Below are 15,837 nucleotides of genomic sequence, written 5' to 3'. Positions count from 1 at the left end.
ATGAGCAAAAAACTCCTGATCGCCGCGCTCGCGGCTGCCCTGTCCGGCTCGGCCGGCGCGGTACCGCGCGGCATCCTCTCGGTTCGCGCCGATGGTCCGGGCGAGATCAAGGCATTGATCGACAATCTGCAAAAGGCGTTCCACGACTTCAAGGCGCAACACGCGAAACAACTTGACGAAGTAAAAGCCGGCCTGCCGACGTCGGACACCATGGCGAAGGTCGAGAAGATCGGCGCAGATCTCGAATCGCTTCAGGCTGCCGTCGACGAAGCCAACGTTAAGCTCGCGGCGGCGCAGATGGGTTCGGGCGGTGCGAAGCCGCTGCGCGATGCTGAATACACCGCCGCTTTCAGCGCTCATTTCAAGGGGGGCGAAGTCAACGCCGAGCTGAACAAGGGCGCGGACAGCGAAGGCGGTTATCTGACACCGATCGAATGGGATCGCACGATCACGAATAAGCTCGTGCAGATCTCGCCGATGCGCCAATTGTGCCGCGTGCAATCGGTGTCAAAGGTGGGCTTCTCGAAGCTCTTTAACATGGGCGGCACGGCCAGCGGCTGGGTCGGTGAAACGGATCAGCGCCCGCAGACGAACACGGGTGCGTTCGCATCGCTCGCGTTCGGTCACGGCGAGATCTATGCGAACCCGGCCGCAACACAGGGCATTCTCGACGACAGCGAAATCGATCTCGAAGCGTGGCTCGCGACGGAGGTTCAGACCGAATTCGCGAAACAGGAAGGAAAGGCATTTCTCGCGGGCGACGGCACGAAGAAGCCGATCGGCATTCTCACGTATGTGGCCGGCGGCGCGAATGCGAACAAGCATCCGTTCGGCGCGATCGGCGTGGTGAATAGTGGTGCTGCCGCGGGTATCACGTCCGACGGCATTATCGATCTGATTTATGACCTGCCGAGTGCCTTCACTGGTAATGCTCGCTTCACGATGAACCGCAATACGCAGCGCGACGTCCGTAAGCTGAAAGACGGCCAAGGCAATTATCTCTGGCAGCCGTCGTTCGTCGCGGGTCAACCGGCGACGCTGGCAGGCTATCCGGTGGCGGAAGTGCCGGATATGCCAGACGTTGCGGCGAATTCGACGCCGATCCTGTTCGGCGATTTCCAGCAGACATATCTCATCATCGACCGAATCGGTGTGCGCGTGCTTCGCGATCCGTACACGGCGAAACCGTACGTGTTGTTCTACACGACCAAGCGCGTCGGCGGTGGCCTGCTGAATCCGGAGCCGATGCGCGCGCTGAAGGTGGCCGCGAGCGCGTAATACACCGATCGTCTGGAAGGTGAGGCTTGGAGGGGCATCGTTCGTGGTGCCCCTTCTTTTTTCTGATCGAGAAATCACATGGCGAAATTCATCAAGCCGTTCAAAGGTGTGAAAAACGGCGAAATTTATCCGACTGCGTTTGAGGTTGGCGACGAGTGCCCAGAAGAGTTGGAAGACAGCGCTCACGCGCTCGATGCGCTAGAGGGTTCGGAAGACAAGAATCCAGCGAAGTCAAAGAAGTAAGCAATGGCACTCGTTGATCTGAAACTTGCGTTGGGATTCGTGCGGGCCAATGCCGGTGTCGAGGATGACGTTGTGCAGGCGTTGCTCGATGGCGCAACGCAATCGGCGATCGACTACCTGAATCGGCCGGTTTTCGAGACACAAGATGCAATGGCCGCCGCGATCACCGAGGGCACTGCCGGCGAGAATCCGATGGTCGTGAATGCCGCAGTTCGAGCCGCGATTCTGAAGATCACGGCCGAGTTATACGCGAACCGTGAAGACACGGCATTTGGACCGGTCACCGACCTGCCGCTCAATGCACGTGCGCTTTTGCGTCCGCATCGAATCGTTCCTGGAGTGTAGCCGTGCTCCGTTCAAGCGATCTAACCGAGTACATCGTTATCGAGCGAAAGAGCGGCCGAACGAATGAGAACGACGAGCCGTTGCCCGATGACTGGGTTAAGCATGACAGCGTTTGGGCCAATGTGCGCTTTGTGAGCGGCAAGGAACACGTCATTTCCGGGGCGATTCGCAGCGCGGCGGTTGCAAGCATACGCATTCGATTTCGGAATGACGTCGACAGTGAAATGCGTATTCGATATGACGGATGGCTGTACGACATTGTTGCGGTGCTGCCCAATCGCAAGAAAGGCAGTCTCGACCTGTCGGTAAAGGTGGGGGAAAAATATGTCTAGCATCCAGATTCTCGGATTGGCCGATCTGCGCGCTGACTTCGAGAGGCTTGCGAAGTCGCAGTCGACGAAGGCACTCCGACGCGCGACGCTCGCTGGAGCGAATGTAATCCGAGATGAGGCGCGGATTCGAGCGCCAAAGCGATCAGGGAAATTGAAGCGAAACATCGTGTCAGCAGCACTTCGCCAAAAAGACGCGCCGGGCATTGCGACCGCCGGTGTTCGCGTTCGGACGAAGGGCAAAGCTGATTCACCGAGCAACGCATTTTACTGGCGGTTTGTCGAACTTGGCACGCAATACATGAAAGCCGAACCATTCTTCAGGCCGGCCTTTGATTCATCGTTGGATAAAGCGGAGGGAGCAATTCGAACCGAGTTGTCGCGCGCGATTGACAGCGTGTTCGGAGGCCACTTGTGAGCACGATCGTCGTTCGTGATGCCCTACAGGGGATAGGCGGCGCGAAGGGGTACATCAACGTTGCACCGCCAAAGGCGCAGACGCCGTACTTCGTCGTGACGAGGGTACACGGCGAATTCGACATGTCGCTTGCCGGACCGACCGGTGGCCACTCCGGATCGTACCAAGTCGACTTCTACGCACAAACGTTCACCGACGCCGATCGGATTGCCACGTTGGCGATCGACCGTGCAACGTCGGTTCAAGACAAGTTTTCGGTCGGGGAAATAGATGAATTGCCGGATGACTTCCAGGAAGACACGGGGCTATTCCGGATCAGTCTGGAATTCTCCGTCGAATTCTAATCAGCAACACGACGATTCAATCAGCCCGCCACGTGCGGGCTTTTTTTATGGCGAGGGAAGTATGGCTGAAAAGAGCAAGCGAACCAAATCGCAAGGGACCAAGGTGGAGGTGTCGAAAGTCGCCTCGACCGATCTCGACGCGGCCGATTTGGCGTATGTCGATCTGTCGACGACGGGTAAGCAGATTCAATGGCAAGGCGGACAGTCGGAAGAAATCGACGTGACGACGTTCGCGAGCGACGAGAAAGAATTTGAGCTTGGCTTGCCCGATCCGGGTGAGTTCTCTGTCGAGGGCAACTACAAGGCCGACGACGAGGGACAAACCATTCTGCGCACGGCGCGCGCGACCGGTGAAAAGCACGTGTTCCGCGTCACATTCTCCGACAAATCGCAATTCCTGTTCGTCGGCATGGTGCGTCAATACACATGGTCGTCGTCGGTCAACGGCATCGTAACGTCGAATTACAGCGTGCGTGTCAGCGGGGCACCGAAGCTCGTCGCCGCGCCGGCCGCGTAAATCTGCGAAATTAGACAGGGGTAGGTGTGGAAAACGGAAATCACGAAACGACGGATCTGCGCGCAGCGGCGCTCAATCCGCTGACGGGTTGGCGGCACGAAGAATTGCAGGTGCCGGAATGGGGTGGTGTGACGGTCGCCGTGCGCGAACCGACGCTCGACGATCGTTTGTTTTGGGTCGGGCCGCTGAACGACGCGGCCGCCGTAGCGGATGGCGACGATGAGGAGGCGGTGCGTTCGAAATATCGCAAGGTCGGTGTCTCGGCGCATACATTCGCCAATGCACGCCTGTTCGTTCGCGTGCTGTTCGAGCGAACGCCGGCGGGCTGGCGGCGATTGTTCGCCGACGAGGATGTGCCTGCCGTCGTGACAGCCTTTGGCGCGGTCCACGAGCAGATCGTGGTGAAAGCAATCCAGCTCGGCAAGCTCGACGTCGATCCGGTCGAAGACGGAAAAAAGCCTTCCGCCGAAACCCAAGCCTCCGATTCCTGATGTCGCTTGCGCTGCGGCTCGGCAAGACGATTACCGAGTTGCGCGAGCAGATGTCGTCAGCCGAATTCAATCTCTGGATTGCATACGACGCCGAGTCGCCGATTGCGGACGACCGTGGCGATTTGCACGCGGCGATGGTTGCGGCGGCGGCATTCCAGTCGCAGGGCGCGAAGGTGAAGGTGTCGGACATGATGCCGAACTGGACCGGCGAACCCGGTGGTGAACAACAGGATGACGAGGGGAGTGCCGACCCATTCCAGGCGGCGCTCTTGCGCATGGCGAAGTAGGCGGAAAAATCATTATGGCAACCAGTCTGCGCGAGCTGATCGTCAGCGTTTCCGCGAACACGACCGAATACGACCGACGGATGCGTGGTTTGTCATCGACGGCCGGTTCGTATTTCAATGCCGTGCGCGATGGTGGGCGCGTGGCCGATGCGGCGTTCGCGTCGAATGCGTCAAGCGTGCAAGTGACCGTGCGCGCGATCGAGGCCGCGCGCGGATCGATTCGCGAGTATGCGCAGGCCGCGGCGGCGGCATTCGGCGCGCACAAGTTGGTCGAGTACGCGGACGAATGGACGAATCTCAGCAACCGGCTGAAGATCGTTACACGTGACCAGATCGATTTCGCGGTTGCGCAAAACGACGTGCTGCGGATCGCGCGCGATACACGGCAACCGCTGGACGCAACGGGCGAGTTGTATCAGCGTATCGCGAACAACGCGACGCATCTCGGCATGTCGATCAAGCAGATCGGGCCACTCGTTGAGACGATCAGCAAGGCCGTCGCGCTGTCGGGCGTATCGGCGGACACGGCCCGGCTCGGGATTATCCAGCTTGGGCAGGCGTTCGCCGCAGGCCAGTTGCGCGGGCAGGATCTGCGCAGCGTGCTCGAGGAACTGCCGGGTGTGGCGGATGCCATTGCGCGCGGCATGGGGACGAGCGCGTCGCAGCTCAAGACCCTGGCCGAAGAGGGCAAGCTCACCGTCGAAAACCTCATCGACGCGTTGACGAAGGCCGGTTCGAGCACCGATGCGTTGTTCGCCAAGGTCAAGGTGACCGTTGGGCAGGCGATGACCCGGTTGCAGACCGAGATCGAAGCGTATGTCGGGCACGCTGACGAGGCGACGGGCGCCAGCGCAAAGCTTGCGGAGGGCATCGTCTATGTCGCCAAACACCTCGACGGCTTGGTCAAAATCGGCGTGTCGCTCGCGGCGGGCCGAATCGCGGTGTACTTTGGTCAATCGGCCGTCGCGGCAACACAGGCGACTACCGCGTGGCTTGCCGCACGCAGGGCGCTCGTCGAGGAAACGACAACCCAGCACGAAGCCGCACAGGCGGCGCTTGCGAAGGCGCAAAGCGATCGCGATGCGGCGGCGGCGAAGCTACAGAACGCGCAAGCCGCCGAGGCTGCGGCCCAGGCTGAGATCGCGGGCATGCGCGCGATGCGCGAAAGCCTGGCGATGCAATCGGCGCTCACGGCCGGGTCGATCGAACTCGCGCAGGCGAAGCTCGCCGAGGCGCGGGCGGTCGAGGCGGCGGCACAGGCGCACGTCGCGAGCGCGAGCGCGAATCTGGCCGGCAGTCAGGAAATCGGCGCGCGCATCATCGGTACGCCATACGCGGCGATCATCGCGCGTGAGACGGCCGCCGCACAGCAGGAGCTTGAGCGCGCCGAGGCGTCATTGGCGCTCGCGCAGCAGCGGCGGGCGGCGCTGGAAGCGGCGGCAAGTCAGGGGCTTGTCGACCAAAAGCGCTACGCGGCATCGCTGGCGGAGACCGACCGCGGGCTTGCCGCGGCCGAGCGCGACGTGGCGCTCGCGACGCAGGCGCGCGAGCGGGCAGAACGTGGGGCGGCTGCCACGGCGGCCAGTCTGACGGCGGCGACCGAGCGGGCGACGGCGGCGCAGACGGCGCTCGCGCGCACGGGCACGCTGATGCGCTCGGTCGGCGCGGGGCTGTTGACGGCTGTCGGGGGGCTTCCCGGTATTCTGATGACGGTCGGGACGGTGGCGCTCGGTGCGGCGGCGAACTGGCTGCTGTTTCGCGACAATGCGAACGGCGCCACGTCGAGCCTGATCGACATGCAGGCGCCGCTCGATCAGATCATCGACAAATACCGACAACTCACGCCGCTGCTACAGGAGGCCGAACGGCTTCGCTTTGAAAAGGGCAAGGAGAGCGCGAACGATGATGCTGCCGCGGCGTATCGATCGCTGGCTTTTCGGGGCACACAGGCGGTTATGCCGCCGTCAATGGATGGTGGAATTGCGTTTATCCCGAGGGAAACGCAGGAGGCGATCGATAAATTCAATGCGTCGCTGCGTGCCGTCGAGGAGTCAACTCAGAGCGTTGTCGAAAAATCGAGAGTTCGCCTGGAGATTATCGATGAGTTTGTCAGGGCGACTGATGGTTCACGGGAGCTTCGTGAATCGCTCATCAGTGCTGCGTCGGCGATTGATTCGGCGGAAGGTGTGGCACAGAAGGACGCGCAGGCTCTCAATGCGATGGAGGTGTCGGCTCGCGGTGCGGCCAACGCCGTTCAATTGCTGACCGACGCGAACAATTTCTTTGCCGGTGGGATGGCGGAGGAAGGATGGACGAAATATGTCGAGAAATTAAAAGAGGCGTCCGACATCATCGGCATGACGGCGCGCCAGAAGGCAGAGTACGAGGCCAAGAGCAAGGGCGCGAACGCGGCCGAGCAGAAAATGGCCGGGCTGATCACTGGCCGGGCCGAAGAATACAAGACGCTGGAAAAAGCGATCCAAGATAAAGATGCAAAGGCTGCGGCGGGCGCACGGGCCAACATCGACAATCTGACACGCGAACTCGCGTTGATGAATCAGCAGATGAAAGTGGCTAGCATCCTGGCAGGTTTCCAGGCTGCGCTCATCAACAAGAAGTATGACGAGTTCGGCGTCGGTGCCGGCACTCCCGAACCAATTGCTCGGGAAGTAGCCACCAATGTGGCTCGCGCAAGAGCAAATGCGCAGGGTCAGCAGGCATATGACAAAACCCTTGCTGATGCCGCTGCGCAGACCGCACGCATTACGGTCAACGCGCCGGGGCTGAAGCACGCATCCGGGGCGCATAAGGAACGCTCGACGCTGGAAGGCGAGCGCATGCTCGAAAACATTCGGCAGCGTATTGCGCAATTGCGCGTCGAGGCGGTTGCAACGGACAAGTTGACGCAATCCGAAAAGGATTTGCTCGCGTTCGATCAAAAAGTTACGGATTTGCGCGGCAAGCGCAAAAAGCTGTCCGACGACGATAAGAGTGTGCTGCATGACGAGGCTGAAATCCGTGCAGGCTATGAGCAGCTCGCGCAGCTTGAGAAACAGGCGCGCTACCGCGACGCCATCAATAAGCTGAAAGAGCGTAGCGCACAGATCGATGCGGAACTCGCGGATTATGCAACCGAGCGGCAACGTGATTTTGAGCGTGAACTCGCGGCAATGTCGATGGGCGACAACGCACGTGAACTTAATCAGGCGCTCAGCCGCGTTAGCGATGAATTCAGACGGCGACGTGATGAGCTGGCGAAGGGAGCCAGGAAAGACGGCACGCTCGGTTCGCCGGAATACCTCGCGGAAATCAGCCGGATCAATCAGGCGCAGGCTGAAGAGGAAGAGAATGAGCGCGGGCGTCATGCTCGCCGCTTGGAGAGGGAATCTCAATGGCGTGTTGGGGCGAGCCGTGCAATGGAGCAGTATCAAGAATCTGCACAAAACGCCGCACAGATGGCGGAAGACGCGTTTTCAGGATTTTTCCGCAATGCGGAGGATGCGTTCGTGTCGTTCGCGATGACGGGCAAGCTGAATTTCCGGGGGCTGATCGACGGCATGTTGTCGGATCTCGCACGGTTCGCCGCACGCGCTGCGATGTCGCAAGCCTTCGGGTTGCTCGGCTCGATGCTCGGGCTTGGCGGTGCGGCGTTAGGATTCAGCTCAAGCAGCTTGCTTGGTGGCGTCTCGGGGTCGATGACTGGCGCACTTGGGGGCGGTGCGGCAGCGGTGGGCGGGAATGCCTTCGGGTTCCATCTCGCAACCGGTGGGCCAGTGTTCGGGCCGGGCACGTCGACGAGCGACAGTATCCCTGCACAGTTGTCGAACGGCGAGTTTGTGATGCGCGCTGCGGCGGTGAGGCGGCCGGGCGTTCGCGCACTGCTTGAGCGTTTGAACGCCGGGGGCGATGCTGGTTTCGCGCGCTTTGCGTCAGGCGGCTATGTCGGTACTGGCGGGGCTGCGGCTAACCGCGATCCGAATATCTCGGTGTCGGCGAACGTCGACGTGAATATGTCCGACTCGCAGGGAGAGGGGCGCGATGCTGGCGGCACTGCCGGCGCCCAGCTTCGCGCAATGATTGAGACGATGATGCGGCAGCTCATGCTAAGCGAAATGCGACCCGGCGGGCTGTTGTGGCAGATGCGAGAACAGAGACGGTAACGAGCGGCCCGCGGAAGCGGGCCGTTTCACTTTCTGGTGGCGGGTATGAGGGAAACATTCACTTGGGCGCCGCTGCTCGGCGGACAGGGTGACACAACGTTCGCGGTTCGAGCGGCGAAGTTTGGCGACGGATACGAGCAGCGTGTGGCGGACGGAATCAACAATGAATCGGACGCGTTTCAGTTGTCGTTTCGAGGGCGGGCCGAGGTCATTGCCGCGATTCGCGCCTTTCTGCGGCGGCATGCCGGCGTGCGAGCGTTCAATTGGACCCCGCCGCTTGGCGAGCCGGGCCTGTACGTCTGCAAGAAATTCAGTCGGGTTTTTCAAACGAAGCATGTCTTCACGATAACCGCAACATTCGAGCAAACCTTCTCACCTTGATATGGCAAATCTGGAAAAAATCAATTTAGGTGCGCCAGGAACAGGGGTTGGTGGCGATACGCCTCGTAGTGCCAACGAACGGATGAATCACAACGTCGACATATTGAGTGCACAGCTGCCACTCACGTCGGCACTTCCGATAACTGAACCGTGGACCGCGCTGACTCCCGTGCACATTGGAAAGCGCGTCAACATTAATTTTCCCGTAGGGCTCTCGAATACGCCGGGGATCAAGATGCCTGTCGCCGCGCAATGTCCGGCGGACGGGGTCGTATTGCTTCGCAATATCGGCCCGACCGCGTGCTATTTGCAGATAGCGGACGGCTCGGGTGATGCCATAGGTTTGTCCCGGCTCAATTCTGGCGAGTCAGCGTTTATGGATACGGACGGGGTACATGCGTGGAATGTCGCCATGCGTGGGCGCACGTCGTGGTTAGACGAGTACGTTCAGGGAGATTTGTACGTCGGCCGCGATCGAGCCGAGGCACATCTCGCAGTAGGCGATACGGACGGCTACTTTTATGCTGGTGCAGCGGGGGCGGGATGGTGGTCAAAAAAGTACGGCGCATTCCAATATGTCGTTTCCGATAAGACATTCCGGATTAATGGACTACCGGTCGTAACGTCAGCGGACGGACATACAGTGCGTTTCGACTGGGCGAAAAATGTAGCCGGTCAATTGGGAATCACGGTTGATTCGACCGTTATAGGTTACGCATGGCATAGCGGAAATTTGACGCCGCTCGATTTGAACTCCGGAGGGAAAGTTCGAGGGGAGCTGCTAGTCAGCACATATATAAAAAACGATACCCTCACTCGTAGTAGCGGGATCGGAGCAGCTATCAAGGGTGCGATTAATCCGCGCGGATTGGAAGCTAGTGTGCAACTCTGGATGGAGTCTCAGCCGACCATATCGTATGGGATTCTGGCAGTGGATGGTTGGCAGCCCACACGGTACTTTCGCTTCGAAGAAAGTGGGAATGCGCTCGCTCCGGGGGCTTGGACCAACTATTCCGACCGAAGGCTCAAGCGCGACATTGAGCCGATTCGGGATGCGCTGCAAAAATTGGGGCAGCTGACCGGATGCACATTTGAGAAGTTCGGGAAGAGACAGGCGGGCCTCATCGCTCAGGATATGCTCAACGTTTTGCCTGAGGGCGTGATTAATACCGGTACGTTCAAAGCCGATGACGGCGAAGAAGTGAAAGATTGCTTGTCCGTGTATCCAGATGCAGCAGTTGCCTTATTAGTTCAGGCAGTCAACGAACTTACGGCGCGTGTCAATCGTCTTGAGTCGGTTGATATTGACAAAAAAGAAATCGAGCCATCGGTGAGAAAATGACGATAACTGCCGATGTACAAAAACTCGAACCTGGCGCGCAGCTAGAGCTTTTTACGCTTGACGCTACGCAGATCGGTGGGCAGGTCGCGCACTTTCACGGGCACTTGCAACATGGGCCCATAACATGGCAGGGCGTGCAGTATGCTGCATGGCCCGTCAATACTGAAGGGTTTGAAATATCCGGATCGGGCAAACAGCCAGCGCCAACGCTGCGCGTTGGTAACGTCGATGGGTCGATTTCATCGCTATGCATTGCGCTTGGCGATCTAGTTGGTGCGCAGATCACACGGCGGCGCACGCTGTCAAAGTATCTCGATGCGGTCAATTTTCCGGATGGGAATCCTGGTGCCGATCCGAACGAGGAAATGCCGCCGGAAACCTGGCTGATCGAACGCAAGTCGCACGAAGACAACGAGACGATCGAATTTGAACTATCGTCACCGCTCGACTTTGATGGCGAGCAGTTGCCTCGGCGGCAGATCATTCCGAACCTGTGCATCTGGCTCTATCGCGGGCCGGAATGCGGCTATACGGGTGGACCATGCGCCGATGCGAACGATGCGCCGACCGACGACCCCGCCAAGGATCGATGCAGTCAGAGCCTACGCGGCTGCAAGCTGCGATTCGGCGCAAATAATCCACTGCCTTACGGCGGCTCTCCTGCCGCGGGCCTCGTCCGCACCTGATCTATGCAAAAAGAAACTTTGGACGCGATCCGCGCGCACGCGGTTCGCGCGTACCCGCGCGAGTGTTGCGGGCTGGTAGTCGTCGCGCGCGGGCGCGAGCGATACGTCGAGTGCAGCAATGCAGCGACGGGAGGCGATCACTTCATCCTGCCGGCACAGGAATTTGCCGACGCCGAGGAAATGGGCGCGGTCGTCGCCGTGGTGCATTCGCATCCCGACGCGCCCGCCGAGGCGTCCGATGCGGATCGCGCGGCGTGCGAGGCGTCGGGCCTGACATGGCACATCGTCGAGGTGCGCCAGCGCGATGGCGGAGCGGTCGAGGCGACCGATATGGAGACGATCGAGCCGGCCGGCTATCAAGTGCCGCTCGTCGGCCGCATGTTCGCGCACGGCGTGCTCGACTGCTACACGCTGATTCGCGATTGGTATCGGCAAGAGCGCGAGATCGTGCTGCGAGATTTCGCGCGGCGTGATGACTGGTGGTCGCAAGGCGGCGATCTATACATGCAGCACTACCGCGACGCAGGCTTTGTTGCGCTGCCCGAAGGCGCCCCTCTTGAGCGTGGCGACGTGATTCTGATGCAGGTGCGCGCGCCCGTGCCGAATCACGCGGGTGTCTATCTCGATGACGGCACGATGCTGCACCACCTGTACGGCCGGCTGTCGAGCCGGGATGTCTACGGCGGCTATTGGCGGGAAATCACGCGATTGATTCTGAGGTTCGAGGGATGAGCGAGAAAGTTCGCACGATTCGATTGTACGGCGCGCTCGGCGCGCGCTTTGGCCGCCTGCACCACTACGTCGTGTCGAACTCGGCCGACGCAGTGCGCGCGCTCTGCTCGATGATTCCAGGGTTCGAGCGCGAAATGATGCAGAGCCGCGATCAGGGCGTCGCGTACGCGGTTTTCGTCGGCAAGCGCAATCTGTCGGTCGAGCAGTTGCAGCATCCTTGCGGCGACGATGACATTCGAATCGCCCCGATATTGCAAGGAGCGAAGACGGGCGGCTTGTTTCAATTGATTCTCGGCGCGGCACTCGTCGCGGCGGCGTTCTTCAATCCGGGGGCATTGCTCGGCGCAAAGGCGGCGATCGCGGTTTTCGGCATGGGCGTCTCGATGGCGATGGGCGGCATTGCGCAGTTGCTTGCGCCGTCGCCGAAAGGGCTGTCGGTGAAAGACCGGCCGGAGAATACGCCGAGCTACGTCTTCAACGGGCCGGTCAACACCACGGCGCAGGGCGGGCCGGTGCCTCTTCTATATGGGGAGCTGGAAATCGGTTCGGCAGTCGCGTCGGCCGGTATTTACGCTGAAGATCAGATGTAGGGGAATATGGGCGAAATTGTCGGCTACAAGAAAGGTGGCGGCGGTGGGCGCGGCCCTGTCGAAGCACCGGATTCCGCACGGTCGATTTCATACGCACGCGTATTGGACATTCTGTCCGAAGGCGAGATTGAAGGGCCGGTGAATGGTCTGCAATCGGTGTTTCTCGATGGTACGCCGATGGAGAATGCGGACGGCACGAGGAACTTTCCAGGGGCGTCGGTTGAGTTTCGGCCAGGATCGCAGGATCAAGATTACATTCCAGGCTTTCCGGCTGTCGAAAACGAAATTGGTGTCGGCGTCGAGTTGCGGTCGGACGCGCCGTTTATGCGCGCTGTGACGAATCTCGATCTATCGGCCGTGCGTGTGCGGCTATCGACGCCGCAGTTTCAGCGGATCGACGAATCGACCGGTGACGTGTCGGGATACCGCGTCGAATATCAGATCGAGGTTGCGACGGACGGCGGCGCCTATCAATTGATGCTGAAATCGGCGTTCGATTTCAAGACATCATCGAAGTACGAGCGCTCGCATCGCATCAACCTGCCGCCCGCGCAGCGCGGTTGGATGCTGCGCGTGACGCGGTTGACGGCGAACGCGAACAGCACGCGGATCGCCGACGTGATGACCATCGAGTCGGTGACCGAGATCATCGACGCGAAGCTGCGTTATCCGAACACGGCGCTGGCCGGCGTGATGGTGGACGCGTCGCAGTTCCAGCGTGTGCCGACGCGCTCGTATCGCGCGCGCGGGCGCCGCATCCGCGTGCCGTCGAATTACGATCCGCAGACGCGGGCGTATGTCGGCGCGTGGGATGGCACTTTCAAGGTCGCCTATTCGAACAATCCGGCGTGGGTGTACTACGATCTCGCGTTGCATCAACGTTACGGCATGGGGCATCGGATCGCGCCGGCGCAGCTTGATCGCTACGAACTCTACCGAATTGCTCAGTATTGCGACGAACTCGTGCCTGACGGCAAGGGCGGCGTCGAGCCGCGGATGACGTGCAATGTCTATATCCAGACGCGCGCCGACGCATTCAAGGTGCTGAGCGATCTGGCGAGTGTATTCCGAGGCATGACCTACTGGTCGGCGTCGAAGATCTGGACGGTCGCCGACATGCCGGCTGACCCGGTATATACGTACACGGCGGGCAACGTCATCGGCGGCAAGTTCGTGCGGCAAGGAACCGATCGCAAGACGCGCTATACGGTCGCGCTGGTGTCGTGGTGCGATCCGGCGAACCGGTATCAGCAGGCGGTCGAGCCGGTCGAGGATCGCGACGGCAAGCTGCGGTACGGCGTGCGGCAAACGGAAATCACGGCATTCGGCTGCACATCGCAAGGGCAGGCGCATCGCCTTGGTAAGCATGCGTTGCTGACGTCTCGAATGGAGACGCAGGAAGTCGCGTTTTCAGTCGGCCTCGATGGCGTGTTCGCGCGGCCGGGACAGGTGATCCGTATCGCGGACGCGGCACTCGCCGGCCGGCCGATCAGCGGGCGCATTCATGCGGTGAACGGCCGGACGATCACGGTCGACCGTGATCCGATCGTCAAGCGTGGCGACACGCTGATCGTGAACCTGCCCACAGGCCGCAATGAGGCGCGCGTCGTCGCGGCGGTGCAGGGGCGCGATATGACGGTGGCGTCGGACTGGTCGACGCCGCCGCAGGCTGAGGCGGTGTGGGCGGTCGAAAGTGCCGATCTGGCGCTGCCGACGTACCGCGTCGTGTCGGTAGCCGAGAAGAGCGACGCGCAGTCGATCCAGTTCGAAATCCGCGCGGTGCAGCACGAGCCGGGCAAGTTCGATAACGTCGATTTCGGCACGCGGATCGAAGATCGGCCGATCACGATTATCCCGCCGTCCGTGCAGCCGCCGCCGACGAACGTGCGCGTGTCGAGTTATTCGCGGATCGACCAGGGCCTGGCGGTCACGGCGATGGTGATCGCGTGGGACGGCGTTCAGGGCGCGGTGCAGTACGAGGTGCATTGGCGCAAGGATAACGGCGACTGGATTCTCGCCGGCCGCACGGGCGCGGCGAGCATCGAAGTGCCGAGCATCTACGCCGGGCAATACGTGGCGCGCGTCGTCGCAATCAATGCGATGAATGTGCCGTCGCTGCCGGCGATGAGCGTGGCGACCGACTTGAAGGGCAAAACGACGCCGCCACCCGCCGTGACGTTTCTGCGCGCGACGTCGCTCGTGATGGCGATCAGCCTCGAATGGGGATTCCCGGAGGGCGCGCTCGATACGCAGCGCACCGAGATATGGCGCTCGGCGACGCCGAGTCGGGACGATGCGCAAAAGCTCGGCGATTTCGCGTACCCGCAGCACCTGTACACGCTCGATGATCTGCGCTCGGGCGCGGAAATTTATTTTTGGGCGCGGCTCGTCGACCGGTCGGGCAACGTCGGGCCGTGGTATCCCGAGGGCGCGGGCATCTTGGGGCGGGCGAGCGCGGATGCCGGGCCAATCCTGGAATACCTGCACGGCAAGATCGACAAAGAACAGCTCGCGAAAGATCTGAAATCAGAGATTGAAGGTGCGACGACATTCGCAAGCGAGGCAAGGCAGTCGCTGCAGCAACTCGCAAATGCGGTAGGAGATGTGAAGTCGGAGGTTGAGCGTGTCGATGGGGTTGTGGCGAAGTGGGAGCCGGAATGGGCAGGTGCAACGACCGGATCGGCGGGCGACGAGACAAAACTGGCCGGTGCGTGGACGACGTATTCCGCACTCACTGATGCGATGTCCGCGGTGGCACGTCGAGTCGATCGTGTGGCGAGTATCGCTGGCAATTCGGCCGCGCAGATCCGGATTGAGCAGGTCACGCGCGTCAATGAAACCGAGGCGATGGCGCAGAAGATCGAGACGACCGAGGCGACGATGAACAGCAAGCTCGGTCAGGTGAGCGCCGCGGTTCAGCAAAACAGCGAGGCGGTGACTAACATCGACGGCAAGGTCAAGGCGTACTACACGGTCAAGGTGCAGATGACTGCGGACGGGCGCATGTATGGTGCCGGGATGGCGATCGGCGTCGACAACAACAACGGCGTCGCGCAGACACAGATATTGTTTCAGGCCGACCGATTTGCGTTGCTCAGCATGGCGAACGGCACATCGTATGCGCCGTTCGTCATTGAGAACGGGGACGTTTTCATCAATCGCGGCTTCATCGGCAATGGCTGGATCACGAATGCGCACATCGGCGATATGCAGGTCAGCACGGCCAAGATCGCGGATGCGGCCATCACGTCGGCGAAGATTCAAAATGCGGCGATCGGGAATGCGCATATCGCAAATGGTGCGATCGATAACGCAAAGATTAGAGAGGCGTCGATTCGCACGGCACATATCCAAGAGGCGCAGATTGACACGCTTCGAATTGCTGGCAATGCGGTCACGACAGGCGCGTCATTTACGTCGCCAGGGAGTGATGTGACCTTCAATTATCAAACGAGCGGCGGGCCATTTGTCATCGTATTCGGTGGTCAGGCACTAAGCACAAATGTTGGCGTTAGCTTGTATGTCGACGGTACATATTATCCAAATGCAACAATTCAGTCTCCAGTGGCGGGTGGAGGCGGGTATGGCGTATATGCCGGGATTTGGGGGGCGGGTAATCATTCAATTCGAGTTCTTAACATGGCGGCAGGAGATCACAAACTTGGCGCAACGATTTTTGAATTCAAGCGATAGG

Annotated in this window: 16 protein-coding genes; all 16 read left to right on the top strand. The window is 60.5% G+C overall.

The features are described from left to right. The 16 genes from BSIN_RS11350 (at position 1) to BSIN_RS11280 (ending at position 15,836) form a co-directional block, all read left to right on the top strand. Positions 1-1,278, top strand: a complete 1,278-nt coding sequence (locus tag BSIN_RS11350) for a phage major capsid protein (RefSeq protein ID WP_089340581.1) — start codon at positions 1-3, stop codon at positions 1,276-1,278. Between the two features lie 78 nt (positions 1,279-1,356). Beyond that, positions 1,357-1,521, top strand: a complete 165-nt coding sequence (locus tag BSIN_RS26010) for a hypothetical protein (protein WP_173678667.1) — start codon at positions 1,357-1,359, stop codon at positions 1,519-1,521. Positions 1,522-1,524: 3 nt separating this feature from the next. Then, positions 1,525-1,866 carry a head-tail connector protein gene (locus BSIN_RS11345; protein WP_089340580.1) on the top strand — a complete coding sequence of 114 codons (342 nt, stop codon included), beginning with the start codon at positions 1,525-1,527 and terminating at the stop codon, positions 1,864-1,866. Positions 1,867-1,868: 2 nt separating this feature from the next. After that, the gene (locus BSIN_RS11340) at positions 1,869-2,198 is read left to right on the top strand and encodes a phage head closure protein (RefSeq protein WP_089340579.1); all 330 of its coding nucleotides are present in this window, start codon (positions 1,869-1,871) and stop codon (positions 2,196-2,198) included. After that, positions 2,191-2,613 carry an HK97-gp10 family putative phage morphogenesis protein gene (locus BSIN_RS11335; protein WP_089340578.1) on the top strand — a complete coding sequence of 141 codons (423 nt, stop codon included), beginning with the start codon at positions 2,191-2,193 and terminating at the stop codon, positions 2,611-2,613. Before BSIN_RS11340 ends, BSIN_RS11335 begins: the two co-directional genes overlap by 8 nt. Beyond that, a complete protein-coding gene (locus tag BSIN_RS11330) occupies positions 2,610-2,957 on the top strand; it encodes a hypothetical protein (RefSeq protein WP_089340577.1) in 348 nt (115 codons plus the stop codon). The genes BSIN_RS11335 and BSIN_RS11330 overlap by 4 nt, the downstream gene beginning before the upstream one ends. Before the next feature lie 61 nt (positions 2,958-3,018). After that, positions 3,019-3,474, top strand: coding sequence for a phage tail tube protein (locus BSIN_RS11325; RefSeq protein WP_089340576.1), 456 nt, complete (start codon positions 3,019-3,021; stop codon positions 3,472-3,474). Positions 3,475-3,500: 26 nt separating this feature from the next. Then, a complete protein-coding gene (locus BSIN_RS11320; RefSeq protein ID WP_089340575.1) occupies positions 3,501-3,965 on the top strand; it encodes a phage tail assembly chaperone in 465 nt (154 codons plus the stop codon). Continuing rightward, on the top strand, positions 3,965-4,252 hold the full coding sequence (locus BSIN_RS11315; protein WP_089340574.1) for a phage tail assembly protein T: 288 nt from the start codon (positions 3,965-3,967) through the stop codon (positions 4,250-4,252). The genes BSIN_RS11320 and BSIN_RS11315 overlap by 1 nt, the downstream gene beginning before the upstream one ends. A gap of 14 nt (positions 4,253-4,266) precedes the next feature. Further along, entirely contained in the window at positions 4,267-8,412 is a 4,146-nt protein-coding gene (locus BSIN_RS11310) for a tape measure protein (protein ID WP_089340573.1), read from the top strand. Between the two features lie 45 nt (positions 8,413-8,457). Then, entirely contained in the window at positions 8,458-8,793 is a 336-nt protein-coding gene (locus BSIN_RS11305) for a phage tail protein (protein ID WP_089340572.1), read from the top strand. Between the two features lies 1 nt (position 8,794). Beyond that, complete coding sequence (locus BSIN_RS11300; RefSeq protein WP_089340571.1) at positions 8,795-10,135, top strand: tail fiber domain-containing protein; 1,341 nt, start codon at positions 8,795-8,797, stop codon at positions 10,133-10,135. Next, positions 10,132-10,821 carry a phage minor tail protein L gene (locus tag BSIN_RS11295; RefSeq protein WP_089340570.1) on the top strand — a complete coding sequence of 230 codons (690 nt, stop codon included), beginning with the start codon at positions 10,132-10,134 and terminating at the stop codon, positions 10,819-10,821. Before BSIN_RS11300 ends, BSIN_RS11295 begins: the two co-directional genes overlap by 4 nt. Before the next feature lie 3 nt (positions 10,822-10,824). Next, positions 10,825-11,553, top strand: coding sequence for a C40 family peptidase (locus tag BSIN_RS11290; RefSeq protein WP_089340569.1), 729 nt, complete (start codon positions 10,825-10,827; stop codon positions 11,551-11,553). Further along, positions 11,550-12,143: a tail assembly protein gene (locus tag BSIN_RS11285; RefSeq protein ID WP_089340568.1), complete on the top strand. Its 594-nt coding sequence runs from the start codon at positions 11,550-11,552 to the stop codon at positions 12,141-12,143. Before BSIN_RS11290 ends, BSIN_RS11285 begins: the two co-directional genes overlap by 4 nt. A 6-nt stretch (positions 12,144-12,149) precedes the next feature. Continuing rightward, a complete protein-coding gene (locus BSIN_RS11280) occupies positions 12,150-15,836 on the top strand; it encodes a TipJ family phage tail tip protein (protein ID WP_089340567.1) in 3,687 nt (1,228 codons plus the stop codon). Position 15,837 lies beyond the last annotated feature (1 nt).

It is taken from the genome of Burkholderia singularis, from assembly GCF_900176645.1.
Lineage (GTDB): Bacteria > Pseudomonadota > Gammaproteobacteria > Burkholderiales > Burkholderiaceae > Burkholderia > Burkholderia singularis.
The sequence above is the reverse complement of the archived record's forward strand: the minus strand, read 5'-3'. Positions and strand labels throughout refer to the sequence as shown.

What these genes read in the sequence shown, in the direction of transcription:
- BSIN_RS11350 (WP_089340581.1), top strand. Translation starts at nt 1, where the DNA reads ATGAGCAAAAAACTCCTGATCGCCGCGCTCGCGGCTGCCCTGTCCGGC.
- BSIN_RS26010 (WP_173678667.1), top strand. Translation starts at nt 1,357, where the DNA reads ATGGCGAAATTCATCAAGCCGTTCAAAGGTGTGAAAAACGGCGAAATT.
- BSIN_RS11345 (WP_089340580.1), top strand. Translation starts at nt 1,525, where the DNA reads ATGGCACTCGTTGATCTGAAACTTGCGTTGGGATTCGTGCGGGCCAAT.
- BSIN_RS11335 (WP_089340578.1), top strand. Translation starts at nt 2,191, where the DNA reads ATGTCTAGCATCCAGATTCTCGGATTGGCCGATCTGCGCGCTGACTTC.
- BSIN_RS11325 (WP_089340576.1), top strand. Translation starts at nt 3,019, where the DNA reads ATGGCTGAAAAGAGCAAGCGAACCAAATCGCAAGGGACCAAGGTGGAG.
- BSIN_RS11315 (WP_089340574.1), top strand. Translation starts at nt 3,965, where the DNA reads ATGTCGCTTGCGCTGCGGCTCGGCAAGACGATTACCGAGTTGCGCGAG.
- BSIN_RS11310 (WP_089340573.1), top strand. Translation starts at nt 4,267, where the DNA reads ATGGCAACCAGTCTGCGCGAGCTGATCGTCAGCGTTTCCGCGAACACG.
- BSIN_RS11305 (WP_089340572.1), top strand. Translation starts at nt 8,458, where the DNA reads ATGAGGGAAACATTCACTTGGGCGCCGCTGCTCGGCGGACAGGGTGAC.
- BSIN_RS11300 (WP_089340571.1), top strand. Translation starts at nt 8,795, where the DNA reads ATGGCAAATCTGGAAAAAATCAATTTAGGTGCGCCAGGAACAGGGGTT.
- BSIN_RS11295 (WP_089340570.1), top strand. Translation starts at nt 10,132, where the DNA reads ATGACGATAACTGCCGATGTACAAAAACTCGAACCTGGCGCGCAGCTA.
- BSIN_RS11290 (WP_089340569.1), top strand. Translation starts at nt 10,825, where the DNA reads ATGCAAAAAGAAACTTTGGACGCGATCCGCGCGCACGCGGTTCGCGCG.
- BSIN_RS11285 (WP_089340568.1), top strand. Translation starts at nt 11,550, where the DNA reads ATGAGCGAGAAAGTTCGCACGATTCGATTGTACGGCGCGCTCGGCGCG.
- BSIN_RS11280 (WP_089340567.1), top strand. Translation starts at nt 12,150, where the DNA reads ATGGGCGAAATTGTCGGCTACAAGAAAGGTGGCGGCGGTGGGCGCGGC.